Origin of the sequence: Arthrobacter sp. C9C5 (assembly GCF_013359735.1) — a bacterium.
Classification (GTDB): domain Bacteria; phylum Actinomycetota; class Actinomycetes; order Actinomycetales; family Micrococcaceae; genus Arthrobacter.
Genome location: NZ_JABFMX010000010.1, coordinates 122,181 through 147,185 on the forward strand (window position 1 = coordinate 122,181; position 25,005 = coordinate 147,185).

Sequence of the window (25,005 nt, forward strand, 5' to 3'; positions counted from 1 at the left end):
TTTTAAGGAAGTCGTAGCGGTGTGCAGCCCGACCTTCAGCAGTTTGGTACGGTCCGGGTGCCAGAGGCAGAGCATGAGGAGGTTGAATCTTCTGTGTGTCTTTACCCGTTAAGGTGGCAGGGTCGGTGCCGACCCTCTTGGGTCGGCACCGACGCCTTAGGTGAGAATCGGCTAGGCTCCGACCGCCGTCTTGGTGCGGATCAGGTCCAGAGCCTGAACGAGGTATCCCTTGAAAACCGGGTAGTTCTCGCTCATCGGGAAGTGCCCAATGGCCTTCATCTCGATGAACTCGGCACCCGGGATCTGGCTGGCCGTGCGGGCTCCGTCTTCGGGGGTGGTGAGGTAGTCGTACTCGCCGGTCATCAGGACCACCGCGCATTTGTCGGTCTGGATCTCGCCCAGTTTGCCGCGCAGATCGTGGTCCACCGAGTAGAAGTACAGGTCACCCTTGAACGCCTCGGAACCCTGAGTGTAGTAGAACCACGTTTTCCAGCGGTCCGCCTCCGGCGATTGCGGGGCCATGAGGTCCCAGGTGCCGCTGCCGCACACCTGTGCGGCATTGGCATGGGGGTGCTGCCACCAGTCGAGATAGAAGCCCGGTGAGTGGTCCGCTCCCTCCACGGGGATGACGGCGTCGAACCTCTCCGGGAAGCGGTGGGCGAGCTGCAGCGCTATGTTGCCGCCGAAGGAGGATCCCATGAAGATGGGGTCAACCAGTTCCAGTGCATCGACGAGGGCGACGATGAAGTTAGCGAAGTGGTCCGCACTGAGCTGGTACTCCTCAGTCCACCACTCAGTGTTTTCAGGGGGGTCCGATTTGCCATGGCGGGGGAGGTCGTAGGCGATGACGCGGTATTTGGCGGTGATCTCCGGGTCCTCCAGAAGGCCGCGCCACTGGTGGTTGTGCGCTCCGGCGGTGTGCTGGCACACCAGGGGCTGGCCCTGGCCGTTTTCGAGGTAGAAAACCTTGTATTCGAGGCCATCCACGTCGACGGTGACGTAGCGGCCTGTGACGGGGGAAATTTTGCTCATTTCAGGAACTCCTATGGTCTAGACGGGTGCGCCGGTGGAGCGCAGCAGTTCGATCTGGCGGGTGAGGCAGCGCAGATTCTGCATCAGGACCAGGACATCGCCTTCCAGCTTCATGTCGCGCTGGAAAGTGGCGGCCCAGATGCCGTGGTACATGGGATCCGGGACGGGCTTGCCGAACTCACCCCACGTGTGTGCGCTGGCCCGGATGGCGAACTGGTAGGGCACCTCGATGGGTCCCGGGTCGACGGAAATCTGTGCGATGGTGCCGGACACCACCCGGACAACAAAGGTGTGCGCCTCCATGTCCAGCAGGTAGGAGCAGGTGAAGTACTTTCCGTGAGCCTGGATCTCCGGGTCGTGGTTGTTGGCCTCGGTGAAGCTCTGAACCCAGGATTCTACGGAAGGGGCACGTGTTACGACCGTCATTTCGTTGTTCCTCTCATTGGTCTCGCGGAGGGTCGGGCTTCTCTGCCCGAGCCTCTTTAGCGGGGTTTCTGGAGTGCCTCGGCGGCTGTCTCCGTTGGCAACCCTTCGCTGTTTCCATTGCAGCCCCCGTTGCCCCGAACGGTCCAATACCTGTCCCCTATCCACCAATAGCCTGAAACTATTGGACCCCGATTGTGGCGGAGCTTAGAGTTGAACGATGCAGCAGCCACAGCTTGACCTGCGCGTCCTGCAGTACTTCGTCGCCGTTGCGGAAGAGCTGCATTTCGGGCGAGCCGCTGCCCGACTTCACATCGCCCAGCCATCCCTCAGTGTCCAAATACGGAAGCTTGAACACGCTCTGGGCACTCCCCTGCTGATCCGGACCAGCCGCAGCGTCTCTCTGACCAGCGCGGGGGATGTTTTGCTGGGTGAAGCAAGACGCCTTATATCCGCTGCGCAGCGCGCCGTTTCGTTGACCCAGGAGGCTGCCAGCGGCGTGAGGGGCACCCTGATAGTCGGCTTTCAGGCCAACGCAGCAGCTGAACTGACTCCGCGGATCCTCGCCGCGTTCAAGAACAACCATCCGGAAATCCACGTCCAGATGAGGTCCTTCGATTTCGCAGACCCTACCGCCGGGCTTGCCGACGGAAGCGCTGACGTGGCATTTGTGAGGCCTCCCCTGCCGGCGGCTGACTGGCTCGCCATGGAGACACTGTTCATTGAGCCGCGGGTCCTCGTAGTTGCCAGCAGCTCCCGCTTTGCCGGGCTGTCCGAGGTCTCGGTGGAACAGGTCGTTGATGAGCCCTTCGTCGCCCGCAAGGCTCCGGATAAATGGCGGGATTTCTGGCTCGCAACCCAGGCCCGTGGCGGGCAGCCGGTCCGTCTGGGCACTCAGGTAGCCACCGTCGACGAGTGTTTCGAAGCCATCATGGGTGAGCGGGGAATTGCGTTCACTCAAGCCTCCACGCAGCGTTTCTATGACCGTCCGGGGCTGTCCTTCATCCCGGTCAAAGACGTCCCGCCCTCTCCGCTGTCGATTGCATGGCGCACTGACGTCAATGACGGGCTGGCACGCGAGTTCGTGGAGACCGCCCGGACCCTGGCCTCCTTCGGAGGCGTCCCGAACCTCGTCGACTCGCGTCGGCGTGCCTCGCTACCCTCCTCGCTCCAGTCCCACTAGCGCCACTGACGGTCGCAGTGCAGTCAAGAAATACCGCCGATATCGTCTCTGTAATAGTGGTTACCCGATGAGGGACTTGAGCGTCGTGGACGCCTTCTCAACCATCTGAACGGGGTTACCCGCGACCCATAACGGACGATGGCAGGCAACCGGCCGCCGTCGTCCGCTGCTCTTGTGAGCTACTTCGTGAGGGCCCCCTCCAACCAGGACCTCAGCACGGGAGCGGGAGCTGCGCCGGCCTGCCTCGCGACGATCTTGCCGTCGACGATGACCATCAACGTTGGCACCGCCTGAATGGCGAATCTGGCGGAGAGCTGCGGCGAGTGGTCCACGTCGACCTTCACAAGTTTGATTTGTCCCGCGCGTTCGTGTGCCAACTGGTCCAGCACGGGGCTCACCATTCGGCAGGGTCCGCACCACACCGCCCAGAAGTCCACCATCACCGGAACGTCGGACCGTTCAGCGATTTCGCCGAAGTCATCATCCCCCGCTTCAACGACCCAGGGAAGCTCCCGGTGACAACTCCCGCAGTGCGGCCGGCCCTCGGCAACAGCCGGTACGCGGTTGGACTTGCCGCAATGCGGGCATTTGATGATGGCCTTGTTCATAGGGTTCCAGCCCCCTCCAGCTCCAGCGTGCTGTAGTCAACCACTAATTCCCCTCCGGCCGTCGTCACCGTGACCACTCCGCCTTCCGCGATGCTGCCACGGAGCAGGGCCCGCCCCACTTGCGTTTCCACCACATGGGAAATGTAGCGGCGCAATGGACGCGCTCCGTAGACCGGATCGAAGCCGCGTTCGGCTATCAGAAGGCGCGCTTCCTCGGTCAGGTGCAGCTCTATTTGCTGCTCGGCCAGCCGCTGCCGCAGCTGTTGGAACTGCAGATCAACGATGCGCTCGATTTGCGGCAGTCCGAGGGGTGCGAACAAGACCGTATCGTCCACGCGGTTGAGGAACTCGGGGCGGAAATGCGCCCGGAGCTCACCCATCACCATGCCGCGCGCCTCCTCGGTGATCGCCCCGCCTTTGGTCGAACCCTCCAGAAGATACTGGGAGCCGATATTGGAGGTCATGATAATGACGGTGTTGCGGAAATCAATGGTCCGGCCCTGGGAGTCAGTAATCCGTCCGTCGTCGAGCACCTGCAGCAAAGTGTTGAAGATGTCCGGATGGGCCTTTTCCACCTCATCGAACAGCACCACCGAGTACGTCTTCCGGCGCACCGCTTCAGTGAGCTGTCCTCCTTCGTCGTAACCGACGTAGCCAGGAGGCGCCCCCAGCAGGCGGCTCACGGTGTGGCGCTCCTGGTACTCGCTCATGTCCAGCCGGATCATTGCGTTTTCGCTGTCGAAGAGCGCCGCAGCCAGAGCCTTTGCAAGCTCGGTCTTCCCCACGCCGGTCGGGCCGAGGAAGATGAAGGAACCGATGGGCCGGCGGGGATCCCGAATACCGGAGCGGGCGCGGATGATGGCGTCTGACACAGCACTAATCGCTTCTTCCTGCCCGACGACGCGGGCGCGCAGGATTTCGTCCAGGTGCAGGACTTTCTCACGTTCGCCCTGCTTCAGCCGTGCGACCGGTATGCCTGTCCATGCCGCAACGATGTCGGCGATCTCGTCCTCCGTCACCACCTCGCGGAGTAGGCGTTTTTCACCCTGTTTCGCGGTCAACCGTTCCTCCTCGGCGGCCAGCCGTCGTTCGAGGTCGGCTAGCCTGCCGTAGCGTAGCTCCGCCGCACGATTGAGGTCGTAATTCCGCTCGGCTTCCTCCGCCTCCTGCCGAGCCCGCTCCAGCTCACTGCGGATTTCCTGCAGTTTGTGGATCGCTTGGCGCTCGGCTTCCCATTGGGCCCTCTTCGCGTCGGCCTCACCGCGCAGGTCCGCCAATTCACGCCTCAGCTCCTCAAGCCGGGCCTTGCTTGCCGGATCGGTCTCCTTGGAGAGTGCCGCCTCTTCGATTTCGAGCCGGGTGACTTTCCGTGTGAGCTCGTCCAGTTCCGCGGGCATCGAATCAATTTCCGTCCGGAGGCGAGCGCACGCCTCATCCACGAGGTCGATGGCCTTGTCCGGAAGGAAACGATCGGTGATGTACCGGTGGGAAAGGGTGGCCGCAGCCACCAGGGCACTGTCTTGGATCCGTACGCCGTGGAAGACCTCGAGCCGCTCCCGCAGCCCGCGAAGAATGGAAATAGCGTCCTCGACGTCGGGCTCGTCCACCGTGACCGGCTGGAAACGGCGTTCCAAAGCCGGATCCGATTCAATGTGTTTGCGGTATTCGTCAAGGGTGGTCGCGCCGATCATGTGCAGCTCCCCGCGGGCCAGCATCGGCTTCAGCATGTTCCCGGCGTCCATCGACCCCTCGGACGCGCCTGCCCCGACGACGGTGTGCAGCTCGTCCACGAAGAGCAGGATCCTGCCTTCTGCCGCCAGCACCTCGGCCAGCACCGCCTTCAGCCGCTCCTCGAACTCTCCGCGGTACTTGGCGCCGGCCACGAGGGCGCTTATGTCGAGCGAGAAGATGGTCTTGTTCTTCAGCCCTTCCGGCACGTCCTGCCGGACGATCCGCTGGGCCAGACCCTCCACAATGGCGGTCTTGCCGACTCCAGGCTCGCCGATCAGCACCGGATTATTTTTGGTTTTGCGCGAAAGTATCTGGACGACCCGTCGGATTTCCGCGTCGCGGCCGATGACGGGATCCAGCTTTCCAGTGCGGGCGTCCGCCACCAGATCGCGGCCGTACTTCTCCAGCGCCTCGTAGGTCTGCTCCGGTGTTGCCGAGGTGACGCGCTGGTTTCCCCTGACCTGTGTCAGGACCGAGAGAAACGCCTCGCGGGTGATGCCATGCTCGGCCAGCACCCTGCCGGACGCGGTGGACCGACCTTCCTCCGCCAGGGCGACCAGCAGGTGTTCCACCGAGACGTATTCGTCTTTGAGCCGTTTGGCTTCACGTTCGGCCGCATCGAGGAGTGTGCCGAGCCTGCGGCTTACGTACACCTGCCCTGGTGCTGCCCCCGGGCCGGTGACCTTCGGCTTCCGCCGCAGCTCGGCTTCGACCGCTCTCTTCAGCTCGTCCACGTCAACCTGCATGCCCACGAGCAGCCGCGGAACGAGGCCCCCCTCCTGCTCCAGCAGGGCCGCCAGCAGATGCTCCCCGTCCGTTTCGGTGTGGCCGTGTTGCTGGGCGATCCGCTGGGCCGCGGCCAAGGCTTCCTGCGACTTCTGCGTCAAACTCTCCATATTCATCGCGAAGTAGTCCTTTCCACCTGCGTGATTTCAACCAAACGTCGTTCCAGCGCGTCCACCCGCGCCTGGAGGTCCAGTACCAGCGGGATTGCCGCATAATTCAGCGCCAGCTCCGCGTGCAGCCGCAGGACACGCGCGATCAGTTCCGGGGTTCGCGGACTGAACCAGGGGCCGCCGGGAGCATCACCGCCTAGCGGTCGGATCAGGTCCAGCTCCGCGAACCGCCTGACGATGTCGGGGTGGACGCCGCTGCTGCGCGCCACCGCCTCGAGATTCAGGCGCCACGGGTAGGCGAGCGCATACGTCTTGCTCATTGTTTCTCCCGGGGATTGAAGTCGGAGATGCTGCCGAGTTTCTGGTACAGCTTGCGTTCCTCTTTGTTAGGGCTCGGCGGCACCATGATCTTGAGCTCCGCATACAGGTGCCCCGGTAATCCCCGCGGGTTGGGCATGCCCTGCCCTCGCAGCCGCAGCCGGCGGCCGCTGGAGGAGCCCTCGGGCACGGTGATGGTGACTGTCCCGGTTGGCGCCTGGGTCTTGATCTTGGCCCCTAGGGCCGCCTCTGAGGGCGATACCGGAAGGTCGAGGTAGATATCCCGGCCCTTTAGCCGGTACCTGCTGTCGGGCAGGAGCCGTACGGTCAGCTGAAGGTCGCCCGGCGGTCCCCCTTCGCGGCCCGCCGCGCCTTCCCCAGCGAGACGGATGCGCTGTCCGTCGAGCACACCGGGAGGCACGTCGACGTCATAATCGCGGGTATCCCCGTCCGACTGAGCCAACCTGACGGTGCGCCTTCCGCCGCGGACTGCTTCCTCAACGGTCAGCCATAGCTCGGCTTCGTGGTCCGCACCCCGGGACGGGCCCCCCGCTTGTTGCCGGAACCAGCCACCGAGCAGATCCTCCCAATCGACGTCGCCGCCCATGTCGACGTGAGCATTGCCGTATGGGCCGCGTCCCGGACGCGGGCCCGGCCGGGGGCCCGGGCGCGGCCCCCCGGAACCCCACCGCGTGCCGCCGCCCCCCGGGCCTGCGCCGCTGCCGGCGTACTGCCGGAAATCAGCACCGAAACGGTCATAGCGCGCCCTGTTTTCGGGATCCGACAAAATCTCGTAGGCCTCGCCGATCTCCTTGAACCTATCGCCGGCATCCGGCTCCCGGTTCACGTCCGGATGGTATTTTCTGGCCAGCTTGCGGTAAGCGCGCTGGATTTCGTCAGGCTCCGCCGTGCGCGGGACGCCGAGAACTGAGTAGTGATCCTTAGCCACGGTCCGGGGTCACCGCCCGGCTCACCACAACGGCGGCTGGCCTGAGGACAGTGTCCGTACTGCCGTAGCCCGGGCGCAGAACGGTCAGCACAGTCCCGGGGGGAGCCTCGTCCGTTTCCGATACACTGACCACCTCGTGAATCCGCGGGTCGAAGGGGACGTTCTCGCCGTCGATCCGCGGATAGCCCAGACGGGCCAGGGTATCGATCGCCTGGGATCGGATAGCGGCTATGCCCTCCACAAGCGGATCCCCCGCGGAGGGTGCGTGAGCCATGGCCAATTCCAGGTTGTCCAGCACAGGTAGCCATGCCAAACAGACCGCGGCGCGTTCCTGTGCCCTCACTTGGGCGCCGTCACGGGCGGCGCGCTTGCGAACGTTATCCGCATCAGCCAGCGCACGGCGCCACAGATCCTCCATTTTGGCCAGCTCGCCGGCCTGCGCAGCCGCTTCGGCTCCCCTCTCATCGGCTGCGGAGGTCTCTGCCTCGTCACCTCCTGGATGGGCCTGTCCAGCAGGGCCCGCCCGGTCGCTCATGGCCGTTCCTAGCCACGATCGAATTCTGCATCGACGATGTCATCTGCATCGTCGGAGGCTCCGGGCTGGGATGCGGATCCCTGGCCCGCCCCTGCAGTGGCCGCGGCGGCAGCCGACGCACTCAGCGCCGACTGTAACTGCTGAAGCTCGGAAATTAATTCCCTCGCGGTGCCAACCTCCGCCTGGTTGCTGACAGCGTCGCGCGCCTGCCCGATCAGCAGTTCCGCGCGCGCCTTGTCATGCACCGGGGCTGCATCACCTAGCTCATTGACGGCCCGCTCAACCCGGTAGGCCACCGCGTCGAGTTCGTTCAAGGTGTCAATCCGCTCCCGGTTCTGCAAGTCATCGCTTCGGTGGGACTCAGCCTCGGCAATCATGCGCTCGACTTCCTTGGCGTCGAGGTTGGAGCCTTCGCTGATCGTGATGCCCTGTTCCTTGCCCGTGTCCTTGTCGCGAGCCGTGACGTTCAGAATGCCATTGGCGTCGACGTCGAACGTGACCTCGACCTGCGGTTCGCCGCGGGGCGCTGGCCGGATATCGCTCAGCTGGAACCGGCCCAGCACCCGATTATCCGCCGCTAGCTCCCGCTCCCCCTGCAAGACCACCACATCGACGGCGGGCTGGTTGTCGTCGGCGGTGGAGAACACTTCGCTGCGCCTGGCGGGAATAGTCGTATTGCGCTCGATGATCTTTGTCATCACCCCACCGCGAGTTTCGACACCGAGGGAAAGCGGCACAACGTCCAGTAGCAGGACGTCCGAGACCTCCCCCTTGAGCACCCCGGCCTGGATCGCCGCACCGATGGCGACGACTTCGTCTGGATTGACGCTCATGTTGGGATCTTTGCCGCCTGTCAGACGCCGAACGACGCTCTGTACCGCGGGAATGCGCGTGGAGCCGCCGACTAGAATCACTTCATCGATGTCGTTGGCGGTAACTTTGGCGTCCGTCATCGCCTGCTTGACCGGACCCATGGTGCGTTCCACCAAGTCATGGGTGATGTCTTCAAAAACAGAGCGCCGAACGGTGGTCGTCAGATGCTTGGGTCCCGTGGCGTCGGCAGTGATGAATGGAAGGTTCACCTGGGTCTGGGTCACTGAGCTGAGCTCGACCTTCGCTTTCTCGGCAGCCTCGAACAGTCGTTGCAGCGCCTGGGGGTCCGACCGGAGGTCGATGCCCGCCTCCTTCTGGAAGTCGTCAGCCAAGTAATCGACAAGCCGGCGGTCAAAATCGTCCCCGCCGAGGTGCGTGTCACCCGCCGTGGAACGGACCTCCACAACCCCGTCCCCCACGTCCAGCAGGCTCACATCAAAGGTTCCGCCGCCAAGGTCGAAAACCAACACCGTCTCATGCTGGCGTTTGTCGATGCCGTAGGCCAGGGCCGCTGCAGTAGGTTCGTTGATGATGCGCAGGACTTCCAGCCCGGCGATCTTGCCCGCGTCCTTGGTAGCGGTTCGCTGTGCGTCGTTAAAGTACGCGGGAACCGTAATGACGGCCTCCGTCACCTTTTCGCCCAACTGCTTCGCGGCGTCGTCCACCAGCTTGCGGAGAACGAGCGCACTCGCCTCTTCTGGCGCGACTTTTTTGCCCTGAACTTGAAACCGCGCTACGCCGTTGTCGTCCGCTACGACGTCGAAACTCACGGCCTTGGCCTCATCCGTGATCTCGTCATAGTGCCGGCCGATAAACCGCTTGGCGGACGTGATAGTCCCCTTGGGGTTGAGAATCGCCTGGCGGCGGGCCAGCTGCCCCACGAGCCGTTCTCCGGTGTCCGTGTACGCCACAACTGACGGAGTGGTCCGGGCTCCTTCCGCATTGGGTACGACGCGGGCTTCCCCGCCCTCCCAGACGGCGATTACCGAGTTGGTTGTTCCGAGATCAATTCCTACTGCTTTGGCCATGACTCACTCCGGTCCTAGAGGGCGCGACCGGTCCTGCGGCGACGTCCGCCCGATGTTGCACCCGCATGACGTACGCCTTGGCTGGGCCACGAGGCCCAAGGTCGTGTCATGGGGCCTTATGGGGTTGAGTCTGCCCTCGGGCGGGAGCGACGGCATGACCCTGGAGGGTCAAATATGTTCCAGAAAATTGACCTCTCGGGACACGGGTCCAGCTCTGGCTCGCCTCCGGCTATCCGACCACTGGTTTTGACCTCCCTGACTTCGAGATCCGCCCAAACCTGTACGAAGCCGCGCGTTCGCGATCCTTGCGTTTGAGGGTGGCGCGGCCCCCGCTAAAGCGTTGCCCAACTCCGGCCAGGCGGGAGATCCTAGCGCGCACGAGCTGCCCCGGGTTGACCTGTCGGATTCAAATGTGGGCGGTTTTTAGGCGTCCCGGGGCCATGCGGACGCGGAGGGGGCGGAGGAGAGTCAACCTGCTACCTGCTTCAGCAGCCAGAGAAAGCAACGGGAATCCAATGAGTATGAGCAGAACGACGGCCGCCGGGGGTACGGCCTCGCCCCCGCCAGGACGCGGAAGGGCTTGGACCGCCGCCCTCGGCGTGGGCTTACTCATGTTCGGGTCGGCGTGCACAGGGTCGCCCCCGGCTCCGGCGTCACAATCCGCCAGTGCTGGAGCTTCGAATTCCACGGGGGACCTTTCAGCCGTTCCTAGGATCGTCAGAGAGGTCGAGCCGTCTGTGGTCACGATCGAAACATCAGGCGGCATCGGCAGCGGAGTGGTCTACCGCAGCGACGGCACCATCGTCACGGACGCCCACGTGGTGGAGGACCAGCAAAAGAAGCCGTTTAAGCGCGTCCGGATCCACTTCGCGGACGGATCTCAGGCGCCAGCCACGGTCGTCGGTGTAGACGACGCAACCGACGTGGCAGTGGTGAAGGCTGACCGGGGCAACCTTCCGGCCGCCAAGTTCTCTACGGCGCCTCCAGAAGTCGGGCAGCTGACGGTTGTTATCGGCAGCCCGCTCGGGCTGGAGCAGACCGTCACGGCGGGCATTGTTTCCGCACTTCACCGTAATATGCCCCCGTCCGAGGGATCGCCCCAGGGGCTTATCGACCTTATCCAGACAGACGCCCCCATCTCCCCGGGCAATTCCGGCGGGGCCGCGGTCAACATCAGCTCTGAAATCATCGGACTCTCGGAAGCGTATCTGCCGCCCAGCTCGGGCGCCGTGTCGATCGGGTTCGTGACTCCCGCGGCCACCGTGACCGACATAGCGGACCAGATACTGAAGAGCGGAGTGGCCACGCACCCGGTCCTTGGAATTATTCCGACCGATATCTCCCAAGAGGTCGCCAACCGCTTTGGCCTCCCCACCACGTCGGGCGCGCTAGTCATCGAAGTTGCCAAGGGAGGGCCGGCAGCCAATGCGGGACTGCAGCCAGGTGACATCATCACCCAGTTCGACGGGCAGAAGATCAGCAGCGTGACCGATCTCCTTGCCGCTATCCGCAAGAAAGAGCCGGGCCAGCAGTCAGACGTCGGCTTCCAGCGCGGGCAGGATACAAAGTCGGTGAAAGTCACATTGGGCAGCACTTCAACGGGCTAGACCTGCTCGTGCGGCCGGGACCAGCAAGATTAGGAAACCAATTCCAGAAACAGAGGTGTGGCTATGTCCGACCCACTGGCAGAACAATTGTTTAAGGGATCAGGAATGGCGTTGATCATCCGGGGTGCTGCCGCCATTCTATTCGGTATTTTGGTCGTCCTCTGGCCCGGAGTCTCCGTACTTGCACTGGTGATCCTCTTCGGGATCTACGCTCTCTTTGACGGGGCAGCCAATATCGTGCACTACGCTACACGCAAGAAGCGCCGGTCGGTCTGGCAACTAGTGGGCGGCATCGTCTCCGTGCTCGCGGGTCTCGTCGCGTTCGCCTGGCCGGGCATCACCGCCCTCTCGCTGGCGCTTGTCATCGGCCTGTGGGCGGTTATTCTCGGTGTCTCCCAGATCGCGCTGGCAGTTGAAGTCAAAAAGACTGTCGGGTCATGGTGGCTCTGGCTGATCACAGGAATCATCACCATTCTCTTCGGGCTCTTCCTGGTGATTCTTCCCGGCCCAGGCATACTCAGTCTCCTTGGCCTGCTCTCGTCCTTCGCGATTCTCCTCGGAGTACTTTTAATCGCCTCCGGTGTCGGACTGCGCAGGCTGGGCGGACGCCCTAATACACGTCTCTCGATGGGTTAAAACTAAAGGGCCGCCAAATGAGCAAAGGCTTCCGGTGTGAGGGCCCAAATCCCGATCTGCGCGGCAAGGCTCGCTTCATGGCCAGACTGATATAGGAGCCAACATGATGATTCCTGGAATTCCTGATCCGCACCTGGCACGGATTCGGCCGGTTCGAGTGCGGACGCCGCAGGGCTGCGAGGAATGTCTGGCCTTGGGCACCCCCTGGGTTCATTTGCGCTTGTGTCTCTCCTGCGGCCATGTGGGGTGTTGTGATTCCTCACCCATGCGGCACGCGCGAGCTCACGCCAACGAGTTGCATCCGATCGTTCGTTCCTTGGAGCCCGGCGAGGACTGGCGCTGGTGCTATCCCCATGAGGCATTGGTCTAGGCTACCGGCGGGCGTAACTAGCTGATGGAACCTGTCGCAGGATCGACGCCGATCGAAACGCCGGATGTCTCCGGCGCCTATCCACGGCTCAGCCAAGCCCAGATCGAATTGTTGGGCCGCGCCGGCACCAGCCGCGCTACCTCGGCCGGAGAGGTCCTCATCCAGGAGGGGACGGTCGAGGCTGATTTCTTCGTCATCCTGCAGGGCACAGTCCTGGTCGTCGAGGGGCTGCACAGCGAAGGTGGCAGGCAGACCGCTGAGCTTGGCCCCGACACGCGGATCCTCGAAGCTCACGGCCCGGGACGCTTCCTCGGGGAACTGGGCCTGGTCGAGGGGCAACCGGCCTTTGTCAGCACTGTGTCCGCCGAGGCGGGTGAAGTGCTGCAGATCAGCGGGGACGACCTGCGCCGTGCCGTGCTGACGGACGCCGCGGTGGGCGAGACCATCCTGCGGGCATATCTTCAGCGGCGGATCCTGCTGATCAGCGCGGGCGCGGGCATGCGCATCGTGGGATCACGATTCAGCCGGGACACTCTTCGCCTGTTGGAATTTGCAGCCGCCAACCGCCTGCCTCACCTGCTGGTCGATCTGGAGGATGACGAGCATGCGCAGGGCATCCTGGACCGGGCCGGGATACTCGCGGAGGAGCTGCCGGCCGTGGTGCTAAGCGCATCACAGATCCTCAAGAACCCGTCGAACGCAGAGCTTGCCCTTGCCATGGGCCTGCGGGCGGTGAAAGAGCATTCGGCATCGTACGATCTCATGGTGATCGGAGCCGGCCCCGCCGGTCTGGCGGCGGCGGTCTACGCGGCGTCGGACGGGTTGTCGGTTGTCCTTAAGGAAGGCTTCGCGATAGGTGGGCAGGCCGGCACGTCGTCGCGGATCGAGAACTTCCTCGGCTTTCCCGCCGGGATCTCCGGCGGTGAACTTACTGAACGAGCGATCATTCAGGCCCGAAAGTTCAGCGTCCAGATCAACGTCGCATGCTGGGCACGCACCATCGAATTGAAGGACGGCGAGTTCCGCGCCGAGTTCAACGAGAGCGGCCCGGCCTCCTCCCGAGCCGCTCTGCTCGCAACCGGGGTTCGTTACCGCCGGCTGCCAGTCCCCGGGCTGGAGAAATTCGAGGGGATCAGCGTCTTCTACGCCGCCACTGTCCATGAAGCCAGGCTCTGCGGATTGCAGCCCGTGACCGTCGTCGGCGGTGGAAACTCCGCGGGACAGGCCGCGCTTTTCCTGGCTGGCACCGGAGCACAAGTGCGGCTGGTGGTGCGCGGGGCGGACCTCCGCGCAGACATGTCGAGATACCTCGCGGACCGGATCGAAGAGCAACTGGGCATAGAGGTACTCCTGAGGGCCAACGTCGTGGCCGTAGACGGTTCCGGCGCCCTTGAACGGATCGTCGTCGATCTGGGAGCCACAGGCGAGCGGCGCATCTTCGACTCCCGATACCTCTTCATTTTCATCGGGGCCGCGCCGTGCACAGAATGGCTGCAGGGCACCGTCGCCCTGGATGATCACGGCTTTGTTCTCACCGGAGCTGATCTTGAGGACCTTCCTGCTGGATTCAGCCATTTGGGGCGCAGACGTCTGCCCCTGGAAACAAGCGTTCCCGGAATGTTCGCGGCCGGCGATGTTCGGCATGGATCGGTGAAACGCGTGACGGCTGCCGCCGGGGAAGGCTCAACGGCCGTGGCGATGATCCACGAGCATCTGCGTCTCCTCCGGGACGGACCGGCAGGTGCGCCGCGTTGGAGGGAGGGCCGGTGAAAGTCCAGCGGAACGGCCCCCTGGCGCGACGGACGACGGCAAACGGGCCCAACGTCGCGAGTCAGGTCGCCGCACGCCAGCTGGCGGCCGAGGGGTCTGGCGATGCGGCGGAAGCGTCGATGACGTCCCCAGATGCCGTTGAACGTCCAGCACACCGACGGCAATCCGCAGGGATATGGCAAGCGCTTAACAACGGCGGCATACGGGCGTAGGTTGGTGGTGTTGGACAGCCGATCCCGGCCTTGCCGCACCAGCCTCAGAGTCGGCGGGCCCGCTAGAGACGAGTCACCGGCATCCCGGCCGAGTACCGGGTTGGATAGTCTGTCCCGAGCGTTCGTATTCAGGCGTTCGTATTCAGGAGGGCATACCGCGGGATCCGAAAATCAGTTGATCCTAAGCTCGGTGGTGGGACAAGCCGCTGAGCAGAATCTGGATCATAGAGGGCAAAGGATTAGGGTCTGCTCGGGGTTGTATCACCTGTATGTTTCCCTTTGCTGTGGACAGAGACGAGGAACAACATGTTTGATCAACGTCCGGCAGAGGAAATCCTCAACACGGCCGCGCAAGCGGTGTCGGAGATGTCGTTCTGTGAGGTCGAGGGCCGTTACCTCGCGGTGAATGGCCGGTTGAGCCCCGTGCCCGAACGCGCAGCGTTGCCCCTGGATCAAGACGTCCGGCGGCTCAATGGCAGGGATTCCGTTCTCCCGTGTGCCGGGACCGGCTGGCGATATGCGCTGTTCACCGTTAGCGACGGTGCCGAGCTGAACGGGTGTCTGGTGCTGTCCGCCGCCGACCCTCCGGATCTCCCACAGCTGATGCGCCTCCGGACGGTTGCGGGGACAACGGCAACGGCTCACGCCAGGGGATCCCCCGGCGAACTCCCGGATGACGCAATCGATCAGCTGCTCCGCCGTGATGACATGGACCAGCGTCTCCTGTCCCTCTCGGCGACGGTAATTGAGCTTGAAGAACACGACAGGATTCGGGATGCCCTGGACCAGGGCGCGACTTCCGACCTCGGGAAGAGTGACTCCAGGGAGGGACTCCTGGCGGAGGTCCTTTCACGGCTGACGGGACGGCCCATCTGCATTGAGGACGCGTTCGGGCATATTAGCGCGGCGGCGGGGATCGGGTCCAAACGGCCCTACCCCAGGCTTGGCGCAGCGGCCAGGTCGCGGACTGCGCAGCTATGGCTTGCCTCCGGCTCACCAGTTCGCGAACCCCGAAGGCTTGTAGCCCTCGCCCTGTCGCACGGCGAGGTGTTGGGGGCTATTTGCATGCTGGAAACCGACAGGCCGGTCACCGCCGGTCAGGTCTTCGCGTTGAAGTACGCATCGCGGCTCTTAGAAGTCGAGTTGTCGCACCGCAGGGACCTGGCCCGGCTGGAACTAAGGCTGGGGCGCGACCTCGTGGACGAACTCGTGTCCGGATTGGATGGCGCGACCGCAGCGGTTCGTACCGCGGCATTGGGGTATGACATCAGTGGTCCGCAGCACGTCATCGTGGCGGAGTGGCAGCCGCCAAGAACTGACGATACCGTCGTGGTGGCACTGCGCAGGACGTTCCTGGAACTTCGTTCATCCGCACTCGTTTCGCGGCGCTCGGACATGGCTGTTGCCGTGGTACGTGGGGACCCATTGGGTGCCGAGGTCTTTTCAGTTGTCGCCAAGACCCTGCGAAGTGCCACCGGGGCCGTGGGCATCGGCGGGCCATGCCTGGATGTCGCTCAGATTCCGCGCTCCTTCTCGGAAGCCCTGCACGCGCTGCACATCCGCGCCGGTTCAATCGATCGCTACGGTGTCACGCGATTTGACCAACTAGGGATCTACCGCATCTTGGACCCGGCCAGGGGCGCACCGGACTTGGCAGGCTATATCGACGAGTGGCTCGGTACCCTTCAACGCGCCGACGACAGCCGCGGGTCTGCCCTGGTGCAAACGTTAGCCCAATACTTGGACCACGGCGGCAACTATGACAGCACGGCCGAAAGCCTGACCATCCATCGAAGCACTCTGCGCTACCGCCTGAAGTCAATCCGGCAGATCACCGGCTTCGACCTTGCCGATCCCGAGACCCGGCTAAACCTGCACGTCGCAACGCGCGCATGGCGCGTTCGTCCGCACGGTGCCCCGTTTCACATCCCATAGCCGGGTCCAATCAGATAGCCGAGGTCCGCGCGGTGCCGGGTGACCTTCCGGATTCGATTAGGAGCAGATTCTGGACGCGCGGGACAATGCGGCATCCACGTCGGTCAGGCATCGGGGCCCTGTCTCCGCGGCGAGGGTGACGTGCAGTTTTGCAGGTCATAAACACTGAACCATTGGAGGCCGGGCGTGCCGGAACATTCGGACGACACAAACCCCAAGAGTGCCCGTAAGCTGGGCGTTCTCGCTGAACCGGAGGTCACCGCCGAATTCGCCGAGCGCAACGGCCGCGAAGTGCGCCATCTGCTCAATCTTGCCGATGAGCGCCACGACTGGTCGGTGGTGATCGAGTACCAGGATTTTACGGCCGGCAACGGGTTGGCGCCGATGCTGGACGCCTTGGCGAAGCACCGGACCCTTCGTGCATGGGATGTCATGGTCTGCCTGACCGATCTTCCGATCCGTTTCGAGGGACGGACCGTAGTCGCGGAAGTTGCGCTTGGAGAGCCGATCTCCCTTGTTTCGTTGCCCGCGCTCGGCGCAGTCAACATCGACCGCCGGGTCCGCACCGCCGTCGCCGATCTTGGCTGGGCGATGCACCGCCACTTCGATCCCGAGGATGACCCCATAGAATTTGGGCCGCCTTCGCTGCACCAATCCAGGCATATTGAAACTGCTGTTCCTGATGAGGGGCCGATAGGGTTCCGCTATGTCTCGGCAACCAGGCTCGGCCGCGGACGGTTACTGGCGGGCATGCTGCGGGCGAACCGACCTTGGCGGTTGGTCTTCGGATTGAGAAGCGCAATGGCCGCCGCGATCGCCACGGGTGCCTTCGCCCTTGTCACGAACACCATCTGGCAACTCGCGGACCTGCTAGGGGCGCCGAGGCTGACGTTGCTGATGGCCCTTTCGATCAGCTCTATGGTGTTCTGGATTATCACCCAACACGATCTCTGGGAAAGCCCCCGGCGCGACGGTACCCTCGAACGGTACAAGGCTTCCTTGTACAACACTTCTACAGTGTGGTCGTTGATGATCGGCGTCGTGATCAGTTACGTCCTGCTATTCGTGGCCGTGCTGCTGGCCGCGGCCTTCACTATCGACGACTCCCTATTGACACAGACCCTGCAACATCCGGTGACTGTTTGGGACTTCATGGAAGTCGCCTGGATGACGACATCGGCGGCGCTCATCGGTGGTGCGTTGGGCTCAGGCTTCGAGTCAAAGGACGACATTCTTCGGGCCGCGTACGGCCAACGCGAACGTCATCGTCGCCAGGCGGTCGACGAAGGCGAATAATCCGGCCGGAGGCGACCGGTCCGGGCCCCTACCGGCCCGTGGCCGCTACCTTGGATGCGGCCGGCCTGGTGCTGGCCCGGACGACAAGAGCCGGAGCTATTGGCGTTCGGTCCACTTCACGCCCCTCCATGGCGCCGATAAGCACCTCCATGCTCATGAGCGCCAGGGCCGTGAAGTCTTGGCGCACCGTGGTCAAGGGAGGCAGGAAATAGTCGGAACCTTCAATATCGTCGAAACCGACGACGCTGACATCGTCGGGGACGCGGACGCCGTTTTCGGCGAACGCGCGGATCAGCCCGAGGGCAGTATGGTCGCTGGCCGCAAAGATCGCCTGGGGGACCTTTGCCTCCCGGACGAGCTCGAGGGCGGTCTCGTAGGCCCATCGCGGGCTCCAGTCACCTTCGACGCAAAGACCTGGTTCGAGGCCGGAGTCACGGAGCGCCGCTTCCCAGCCGCGCTTGCGCACCCGTCCATCGAACCAGTCCATGGAGCCAGCGAAATGGGCAATGTCGGTGTGGCCCAAGTCGATGAGGTGCTGGGTGGCGAGTCTCGCTCCGAGCTCCTGATTTTCGGAGTATGTGAATACGTTTGGAGTTGACGACGCGCCCGCCGCAATCATCTCTACTGGCAGGCGGCACGATGCACTCCAGACGGCCGCCGCCATTTCGACGAGGGGCGCGATGACGATAATTCCCCCTACGCCTGTATCGTCCAGAGTGTCCAGGGCCTCCTGGACGGACTCTTCGTAGGGTTTTTGGACGCTGATCACGGTTGTGGCATACCCCTTGTGCCGCGCTACGTTTTCGAGCGCCATAAGGGTTCCCACCGGGCCGAAACGGGGGGATCCGCCCGACAGGATGCCAATGGAGGTCGACCGGCTAGTGACCAGCGCTGTGGCTGCGCGGTTCCGGCGGTAGCCAATGTCCTTAATGACCCGGAGGACTCGCTCGCGAGTCGAGGCGCTGACATCGGGGGCGTTATTCAGGACTCTTGAGACCGTCCCGAAGGAGACGCCTGCAAGTTGGGCGACATCGTTTATGGTCGGTTTCCGGCGTAAGGGAGCGTCGGCAGCCCGGCCGTTGTCCTCGCGCGGAATCGTCGTGTCTGTCATGCCATCTCCTGTCCAGCTTGTGTGGGCCGAGGCGACGGCGGCCTTGTACCCCGTCAATCTTACGCTGCCACCTTGCCTGGGACCGCACAGCGGCTCTTGGTGTGATGCTTGACACTAATCATCGTGAACGTTTACGATCGGTGGCGTAAACGTTCACGGAGGGTTCGTAAACGTTCACGGTGTTAGTACTTCGATGGAGAGGGAGCGGGATGAGCGACAACACCGCCTACGCACTTTTAGTCGATCCGAGCGTTGCCCGTCGAGACATCGACCAGACCCAGTGGTCAAATCTGGTATTGCTCCTGGAGGGCGCAGCACGCGATGATCTCGCAGTCGCTGTCCGCACCTTCGTTTCGGCCGGCTCCACGGCTGTCATCGGCGTATTCGATGACAACTTCCTCTGGACAAGCTTGATCATTTCTGTCGACCAGGCCGGGGCTCCCGAGTCGCTGTCCACCATTGACGACTCGGTCGCTGAGGCGGCCGGCGAAATGACAAAGGCGGCCGGCGAGGCGGTGAAATGGGTAGAAGCCCATTATGGACCGTGTTCCCTCGGGCTCTTCGTCAACAAAAAGCACGCAGAGGCCCTTGTTAGGGCTTCAGACAAGGCTGCTGCTGTCCGCACAGCCTCCGCCGCCGGTGGACTCGTCCTCTCCCCCGTACCCCCTTCCCTCGCCATTGCCCTGGCCTGACCCCGCAACGATCTACCACCTACCCCCACACACAAGCACTGGAGAACAATGATGATCCGCAGGCTTCCCTTTGTGGCCTTGGCCGCAGCCCTGTCAATTTCCGTCGCTTCCTGCAGCAGCTCGACGGCGGGCAGCTCGAGCGCTCCTGATACCGGCGTGTCCGTGAAGGCCCAGCAGGCCCTTGACAAGATCAAGGGACAGGTCCTGAGCAAGGGCCCGAATGGCGAGACGCCGTCACCGGCATCGACTGCAGATCTCACGCCCGAAGAAATTGCGAAGATCAAGGCTCTCAATGCCAAGGCTGCAATCGTGATGCATTACGGCGGCAACGACTGGGCCACCGCCCAGACAAACGGCCTCAAGAGCGAGTTCGAAAAGCTCGGTATCAAGGTCATCGCTACGACAGACGCGAACTTCAAGCCGGACAAGCAGGTGTCGGACATCGAGACCGTGATGACCCAGAATCCGAACATCATGATCTCCATTCCCACTGACCCCGTAGCGACGGCCTCCGCCTACAAGAAGGTGGGGGCCGCCGGGACGAAGCTCGTCTTCATGGACAACGTTCCCCAAGGACTAACGGCCGGCAAGGACTACGTTTCCGTGGTTTCCGCCGACAACTACGGCAACGGTGTCGTCGCCGCGCACCAGATGGCCAAGGCCATCGGCGGCAAGGGCAAAATCGGCCTTGTCTTCCACCAGGCTGATTTCTTTGTGACGAAGCAGCGTTACGAGGGCTTCAAGGAAACGATCACTAAGGAGTACCCGGACATCCAGATCGTCGAAGAAAAGGGCATCGCCGGCCCCGACTTCGCCGGAGACGCCCAGGCCGCGGCAAATGCGATGCTTAGCAAGCACGCCGACTTGAACGGCATCTGGGCCGTGTGGGACGTCCCCGCAGAAGGCGTCATGGCCGCAGCTCGTGCCGCGGGGCGTCAGGACCTGAAGATCGCAACCGAGGACCTCGGTAAGAACGTTGCCATCGCTCTGGCTAAAGACCAGCTAGTCGTCGGTCTCGGCGCCCAGGTTCCTTTCGATCAGGGGGTCACGGAGGCTCGTCTGGCAGCAGGCGCCCTCATCGGCAAGAAGGCACCAGCCTATGTGGCCCTGAGCGCCGTCCCGGTTGACCACTCCAACGTCCTGGAAGCCTGGAAGCAGGTCTACCACGAGGACGCTCCCAAGGACATTCAAGAGTCCTACAAGAAGTAGCCAGACTTGGACGGTGCGGGTACCAACCCGCACCGTCCCGAAAGGGCAACAATGAACACCGCAGACAATGTCGTCGAGATGCGTTCTGTCTCCAAGGGCTTCAATGGCGTTTCAGTCCTGAAGGATGTCAGCTTCGACGTCCGCAGGGGCGAAGTCCATGCTCTCGCAGGAGGCAACGGGGCCGGCAAATCCACGCTCATGAAGATCCTGCAGGGCGTCTATCAGGCGGACGCGGGAGAGATCATCATTGGCGGCAAGCCAGCGGCGATCAACTCGATCCAGGATGCGAAGAATGCCGGCATCGGGATGGTATTCCAGGAATTCAGCCTCGTACCAAGCCTTACGGTGGCGAAAAACATCTTCTTGGCCGCTGAACCGCTCGGCGCAGGCGGCCTGATTGACGACCGCGCCTCGGTCCGCCGGGCCAAGGAGGTCTTCGCCGAAATGGAGGTTGACGTCGATCCCCGGGCCGAAGTCTCCCGGCTCGGAACCGCCTACTGGCAGCTGACCGAGATCGCCAAGGCGCTCTCGCAGAACGCTCAGGTGCTGATCATGGACGAACCCACGGCAAGCCTTGCCCGTCACGAATCTGAGGCGCTCTTCGAACTGATTGACCGCCTCAAAAAGCGCGGCATCTCGATCATCTACATCTCGCACCGCATGGACGAGGTCTACCGTCTTGCCGACCGGATCACTATCCTCCGGGACGGCCGGCGTCTGCTTACCGAGCCACTGAGCGCGGTGACCCCCGAACAGATCGTCGAGGGCATTGTCGGCAGGAAGATCGAAGGCCAGCTTGCCTACCGCGAGCGGGACCACGCGGTTCACGAGGGTGCCCCCCTGCTGGAGGTACGTGGACTAAACGCCGGGCGGCGAGTACGGGACGTCTCTTTCTCGCTCCGGCCAGGGGAGATCCTGGGCTTGGCCGGTCTTATGGGCAGCGGCCGCACCGAACTCGCCCGGGCATTGTTCGGCATCGACCGGCGGGACAGCGGTGACATCCTCATCCGAGGGAAGAAAATCAACCTGAATTCCCCCCAGCAGGCCATAGACGCCGGGGTTGCCCTGATCCCCGAGGACCGGCGCGCACAAGGCCTCGTCCTGGACCACTCGGTCCGCGACAACCTGCTGCTACCCCTGCTTGGCCAGATTCAGCGGGGACCGTTGCTGAATTCCACGAAAGGCAAGGATCTGTCTTCATCTCTCATCAAGAAGTTCGCGGTCAAGGTCGCCCACCCCAACCGCCCAGTGCGGCTGCTTTCAGGCGGAAACCAGCAGAAAGTGGTGATCGCCAAGTGGCTGGGCACAAACCCGGACATCCTGATTCTGGACGAACCCACAGCCGGCGTCGACATCGGCACCAAGAGCGAGATCCTGGACATGATCCGCGAACTCGCCAGCGCCGGTAAAGCAGTCATCGTCATCTCCTCCGAGTACCCGGAACTGCTCGCGGTCAGCGACCGCGTCCTCGTCCTCAAGGACGGCTCCGTCATCCGTGACATCCCCCGCAGCGATATCGCTGACGAGGAATATCTTCAACTTGCAGTCCAGGGAGTCTGAACAGTGAGCAAGGCAAACACCATCCCCGCCGGCGATACGGCGGCACCCCGCAATTTTGGCACGTTCCTCAAAGAGCTCGACTGGCGACGCTACGTCATCTACATCGGGTTCGTCGTCGTCTTCCTCTTCTTCGCCGTTCTGCTGCGCGATCAGGGATTCATGACCCCACAAAACCTGCTGAACATTTTCAGGCAGACCGCCACCATCACCGTCATCGCAGTGGGCATGACCTACGTCATCTCCTGCGCTGAGATTGACCTCAGCGTCGGCTCAGTGGCCGGACTGGCCAGCGTCTGCACGGCCATGGCGGTCTCGCAGTGGGGCCTGGTCCCAGGCATCCTCGCCGGCCTCGCCGTCGGACTCGTCGTCGGATCCATCAATGGCGCGCTGGTCAGCCTCCTGGGTATCCCTTCCTTCCTGGTGACGCTGGGCATGTTGGGTATCGCCGCTGGCGTCGCCCAGTGGATCACGGCTTCGGCCCCCCAGCCGATCCTCAATGACACTTTCAACATGATTTTTGGATCCGGGGACTTCGGTCCGGTTCCTGGCCTGGTCGTCTGGAGCGCCCTCTTTGTTGCGGCCGGCGCCGTCGTATTGAACCGCACCAAGTTCGGCCGCCAGGTGCTCGCTACCGGCGGCAACAGGAACGCTGCCGAGTTCACGGGCATCAATACCAAGCGCATCAAGTTCCAGGTGCTCCTCATTTCGGGCACGGTCGCGGCCGTCGCCGGCATGCTGTATGCCGGGCGTCTCCAGTCCGGCCGGTTCCAGTGGGGATCGGGTGACGAACTGTCCGCCATCGCCGCCGTCATCCTCGGCGGGACAAGCCTCTTCGGCGGATTCGGTTCCATCATGGGAACTCTGTTCGGTGCCCTCCTGATTGGCCTGATCAACAACGGCCTGATCCTGGCCGGTCTAGACAGCAGCCAACAGCAGGTGGTCCGTGGAGCCATCATCATCCTGGCCGTCGCCCTCGCCCGGAAGAAGTAAAACCGCATGACCCTCAAACTACGGTCCGGAATCATCGGCACAGGATTCATGGGCTCAATCCATGCCCACGCGGTGCGCGCAGCAGGGGGCGAAGTCAGTGCAATCGCTGGAAGCAGCCAGGCTTCCGCCGAAGCGGCAGCAGCCTCGCTCGGCGCCCGAACCGCAACCGAGTCCCCCGAAGCACTGATCGCACGAAACGACGTAGATGTCGTACACATCTGCACCCCGAACGCGACCCACGCTGACCTTGCCCGTAAGGCCATCGCAGCCGGGAAAGCAGTTGTCTGTGAGAAGCCCCTCGCCACGAGCGTTGAGGACGCCGGGGAACTCACGCACCTCGCAGACCGGGCAGGCGTCGTCACGGGCGTGCCCTTCGTGTACAGGTTCTATCCGGCCGTCCGTGAGGCCCGTGACCGTATCCTGGGCGGCGACGCCGGCCGTCTCTGGCTGCTGCACGGTTCCTACCTGCAGGATTGGCTGGCGGGCGCGGAAGCCACAAACTGGCGGGTCGACTCCAAACTCGGAGGAACCTCCAGAGCTTTCGGTGACATCGGCGTGCACTGGTGCGACCTGATGGAATTCACCACCGGACACAGAATCACCAGCCTGGTGGCAAAGACCAGCCGGGCCTACGATCAACGTGAAACCGACGGCCAGTTGTCCTCCGTCGTTACGGAGGACGGCGCCACGCTCCTGTTCCAGACCAACAAGGGGGCCACGGGCTCCCTCGTTGTCAGCCAGGTCAGCCCGGGCCGCAAGAACCGGCTGTGGTTCTCCTTCGACGGAACCGAAGCGTCATTCAGCTTCAACCAGGAACGGCCGGACACGCTTCACATCGGAAGTACAAAATCCAGCTCCGACATCCCCGTGGGCCCGGAGTCCCTTTCCACCCCGGGCGGCAGACGCTACGCCAAACTCCCACCGGGACATCCCCAGGGATACCAGGACAGCTTCAACTCCTTCGTCGCCGACGTCTATGCAGCCGTCCAAGGACAGGCGCCCGAAGGCCTGCCCACGTTCCGGGACGGTCTGCGTGCAGCGATTCTGACGGATGCACTCGTCACCTCCGCTGCACAACAGTCATGGGTAGACGTTCCCGGTACTGACATCCCATTCGAATTACTCAAGTCTTCCCCCGCATCTGAAAGGCAGAAGCAATGAAACTTGGTTACTGTTCCATCACCTGGGGCGGCGTCGTTGGCCACCCGCAAGGCGTCACGAGCGTCAAGGACCTCTTTTACATGACCCACGGCTCCATGAGGGACGCCGTCAAGGACATCGCATCCGTCGGCTATCAGGGTGTGGAGATGTTCGACGGGAACCTTGCGGAGTACGCGGAAAAGCCCGAGGAACTCAAGGAGCTCCTGGGCACTTCAGGAGTTGTGCTGACAAGCGTGTACACCGGGGCCAACTTCATCTACGCAGACATCCTCCCGGACGAAATGCACCGCATTCACCGCGCCGCGGAATTGGCCGCGAGCTTCGGAGCGGAACGACTCGTAGTGGGGGGCGGAGCACGGCGCGCAGCCGGAACCACTGACGAGGACTACCAACGCCTCGGTGAGGCGCTGGACAGCGTGGCGGACATCGCCGAGAGCTTTGGCCTGTCGGCCAGCTACCACCCGCACCTGAGCACCATTGTCGAGGGCCCGGAGGATCTGGATCGGCTCATGCCGCTGACCCGGATCGGCTTCTGCCCGGACACGGCACACCTTGCTGCGGGCGGCGCAGACCCGGCCGCAGTCATCCGGAAGTACCCAGACAGGATCCAGCACATCCACCTCAAGGACTTCCAGAAGGACCCCTTCAATTTCCTGCCGCTGGGACAGGGAGAACTCGACTTCCCGGACATCATCGCCGCGATCCGCGAAAGCGGGTACGACAGCTGGCTCATGGTCGAACTCGACAACTACGACGGCGACCCGCGAGCCGCCGCAGAAATCAGCAAGAAATACCTTGAGAAGCTCCTTTAACTGATTTTCAACCGCGAGGGGCAGCCACAGCCGGCGTGTCCCGAACTTTCCGGAAGGAACAAGATTCA

Annotated in this window: 22 protein-coding genes; 13 read left to right on the plus strand and 9 right to left on the minus strand. The window is 63.1% G+C overall.

What is annotated here, in order from left to right; translation table 11 throughout:
* Window positions 1-171: 171 nt before the first annotated feature.
* Both HNO80_RS09930 and HNO80_RS09935 read right to left on the minus strand, forming a co-directional pair.
* On the minus strand, window positions 172-1,032 hold the full coding sequence (locus HNO80_RS09930; protein ID WP_175322684.1) for an alpha/beta fold hydrolase: 861 nt from the start codon (window positions 1,030-1,032) through the stop codon (window positions 172-174).
* 18 nt (window positions 1,033-1,050) lie between these two features.
* The gene (locus HNO80_RS09935) at window positions 1,051-1,458 is read right to left on the minus strand and encodes a hypothetical protein (RefSeq protein ID WP_175322685.1); all 408 of its coding nucleotides are present in this window, start codon (window positions 1,456-1,458) and stop codon (window positions 1,051-1,053) included.
* Between the two features lie 217 nt (window positions 1,459-1,675).
* Here HNO80_RS09935 and HNO80_RS09940 point away from each other — a divergent pair, with 217 nt between their 5' ends.
* Entirely contained in the window at window positions 1,676-2,638 is a 963-nt protein-coding gene (locus tag HNO80_RS09940; RefSeq protein WP_175322686.1) for a LysR family transcriptional regulator, read from the plus strand.
* A 179-nt stretch (window positions 2,639-2,817) separates the two neighbouring features.
* Here HNO80_RS09940 and trxA read toward each other — a convergent pair whose 3' ends face one another.
* The 6 genes from trxA to dnaK are packed head-to-tail and all read right to left on the minus strand — an operon-like array spanning window position 2,818 to window position 9,576.
* Window positions 2,818-3,246: a thioredoxin gene (gene trxA / locus HNO80_RS09945; protein ID WP_175322687.1), complete on the minus strand. Its 429-nt coding sequence runs from the start codon at window positions 3,244-3,246 to the stop codon at window positions 2,818-2,820.
* Window positions 3,243-5,879, minus strand: coding sequence for an ATP-dependent chaperone ClpB (clpB, locus tag HNO80_RS09950; RefSeq protein ID WP_175322688.1), 2,637 nt, complete (start codon window positions 5,877-5,879; stop codon window positions 3,243-3,245). The genes trxA and clpB overlap by 4 nt, the downstream gene beginning before the upstream one ends.
* Window positions 5,876-6,193 (minus strand): chaperone modulator CbpM, encoded by a 318-nt coding sequence (locus tag HNO80_RS09955; protein ID WP_175322689.1) that lies wholly within the window; start codon window positions 6,191-6,193, stop codon window positions 5,876-5,878. Before HNO80_RS09955 ends, clpB begins: the two co-directional genes overlap by 4 nt.
* Window positions 6,190-7,140 carry a DnaJ C-terminal domain-containing protein gene (locus tag HNO80_RS09960; protein ID WP_175322690.1) on the minus strand — a complete coding sequence of 317 codons (951 nt, stop codon included), beginning with the start codon at window positions 7,138-7,140 and terminating at the stop codon, window positions 6,190-6,192. Before HNO80_RS09960 ends, HNO80_RS09955 begins: the two co-directional genes overlap by 4 nt.
* Window positions 7,133-7,675: a nucleotide exchange factor GrpE gene (locus HNO80_RS09965; protein ID WP_175322691.1), complete on the minus strand. Its 543-nt coding sequence runs from the start codon at window positions 7,673-7,675 to the stop codon at window positions 7,133-7,135. The genes HNO80_RS09960 and HNO80_RS09965 overlap by 8 nt, the downstream gene beginning before the upstream one ends.
* 8 nt (window positions 7,676-7,683) lie before the next feature.
* Complete coding sequence (gene dnaK, locus HNO80_RS09970; protein ID WP_175322692.1) at window positions 7,684-9,576, minus strand: molecular chaperone DnaK; 1,893 nt, start codon at window positions 9,574-9,576, stop codon at window positions 7,684-7,686.
* Between the two features lie 737 nt (window positions 9,577-10,313).
* Between dnaK and HNO80_RS09975 the strand changes: the two genes are divergently transcribed.
* The 6 genes from HNO80_RS09975 (at window position 10,314) to HNO80_RS10000 (ending at window position 17,402) form a co-directional block, all read left to right on the plus strand.
* Entirely contained in the window at window positions 10,314-11,183 is an 870-nt protein-coding gene (locus HNO80_RS09975; protein WP_175322693.1) for a S1C family serine protease, read from the plus strand.
* Window positions 11,184-11,246: 63 nt separating this feature from the next.
* Window positions 11,247-11,819 (plus strand): HdeD family acid-resistance protein, encoded by a 573-nt coding sequence (locus HNO80_RS09980; RefSeq protein WP_175322694.1) that lies wholly within the window; start codon window positions 11,247-11,249, stop codon window positions 11,817-11,819.
* Window positions 11,820-11,925: 106 nt separating this feature from the next.
* On the plus strand, window positions 11,926-12,189 hold the full coding sequence (locus tag HNO80_RS09985) for a UBP-type zinc finger domain-containing protein (RefSeq protein ID WP_175322724.1): 264 nt from the start codon (window positions 11,926-11,928) through the stop codon (window positions 12,187-12,189).
* A 24-nt stretch (window positions 12,190-12,213) separates the two neighbouring features.
* Entirely contained in the window at window positions 12,214-13,959 is a 1,746-nt protein-coding gene (locus HNO80_RS09990) for an FAD-dependent oxidoreductase (RefSeq protein ID WP_175322695.1), read from the plus strand.
* Between the two features lie 518 nt (window positions 13,960-14,477).
* On the plus strand, window positions 14,478-16,106 hold the full coding sequence (locus tag HNO80_RS09995; RefSeq protein ID WP_175322696.1) for a PucR family transcriptional regulator: 1,629 nt from the start codon (window positions 14,478-14,480) through the stop codon (window positions 16,104-16,106).
* Window positions 16,107-16,292: 186 nt separating this feature from the next.
* Window positions 16,293-17,402 carry a hypothetical protein gene (locus HNO80_RS10000; protein WP_175322697.1) on the plus strand — a complete coding sequence of 370 codons (1,110 nt, stop codon included), beginning with the start codon at window positions 16,293-16,295 and terminating at the stop codon, window positions 17,400-17,402.
* 28 nt (window positions 17,403-17,430) lie between these two features.
* Here HNO80_RS10000 and HNO80_RS10005 read toward each other — a convergent pair whose 3' ends face one another.
* On the minus strand, window positions 17,431-18,513 hold the full coding sequence (locus HNO80_RS10005; RefSeq protein WP_175322698.1) for a LacI family DNA-binding transcriptional regulator: 1,083 nt from the start codon (window positions 18,511-18,513) through the stop codon (window positions 17,431-17,433).
* A 209-nt stretch (window positions 18,514-18,722) separates the two neighbouring features.
* On the opposite strand from HNO80_RS10005, the gene HNO80_RS10010 reads away from it, so the two are divergent.
* From HNO80_RS10010 to HNO80_RS10035, 6 genes are read left to right on the plus strand one after another with little or no spacing between them, the layout of a single operon-like run.
* Window positions 18,723-19,205 (plus strand): hypothetical protein, encoded by a 483-nt coding sequence (locus HNO80_RS10010; RefSeq protein WP_175322699.1) that lies wholly within the window; start codon window positions 18,723-18,725, stop codon window positions 19,203-19,205.
* A gap of 48 nt (window positions 19,206-19,253) precedes the next feature.
* Window positions 19,254-20,414 (plus strand): substrate-binding domain-containing protein, encoded by a 1,161-nt coding sequence (locus HNO80_RS10015; protein ID WP_175322700.1) that lies wholly within the window; start codon window positions 19,254-19,256, stop codon window positions 20,412-20,414.
* A gap of 51 nt (window positions 20,415-20,465) precedes the next feature.
* Window positions 20,466-21,974 (plus strand): sugar ABC transporter ATP-binding protein, encoded by a 1,509-nt coding sequence (locus HNO80_RS10020; RefSeq protein ID WP_175322701.1) that lies wholly within the window; start codon window positions 20,466-20,468, stop codon window positions 21,972-21,974.
* Window positions 21,975-21,977: 3 nt separating this feature from the next.
* Window positions 21,978-22,964 carry an ABC transporter permease gene (locus HNO80_RS10025; protein WP_175322702.1) on the plus strand — a complete coding sequence of 329 codons (987 nt, stop codon included), beginning with the start codon at window positions 21,978-21,980 and terminating at the stop codon, window positions 22,962-22,964.
* 6 nt (window positions 22,965-22,970) lie between these two features.
* Entirely contained in the window at window positions 22,971-24,125 is a 1,155-nt protein-coding gene (locus tag HNO80_RS10030; RefSeq protein WP_175322703.1) for a Gfo/Idh/MocA family protein, read from the plus strand.
* A complete protein-coding gene (locus tag HNO80_RS10035) occupies window positions 24,122-24,937 on the plus strand; it encodes a sugar phosphate isomerase/epimerase family protein (RefSeq protein WP_175322704.1) in 816 nt (271 codons plus the stop codon). The genes HNO80_RS10030 and HNO80_RS10035 overlap by 4 nt, the downstream gene beginning before the upstream one ends.
* The last annotated feature ends 68 nt before the right edge of the window (window positions 24,938-25,005 follow it).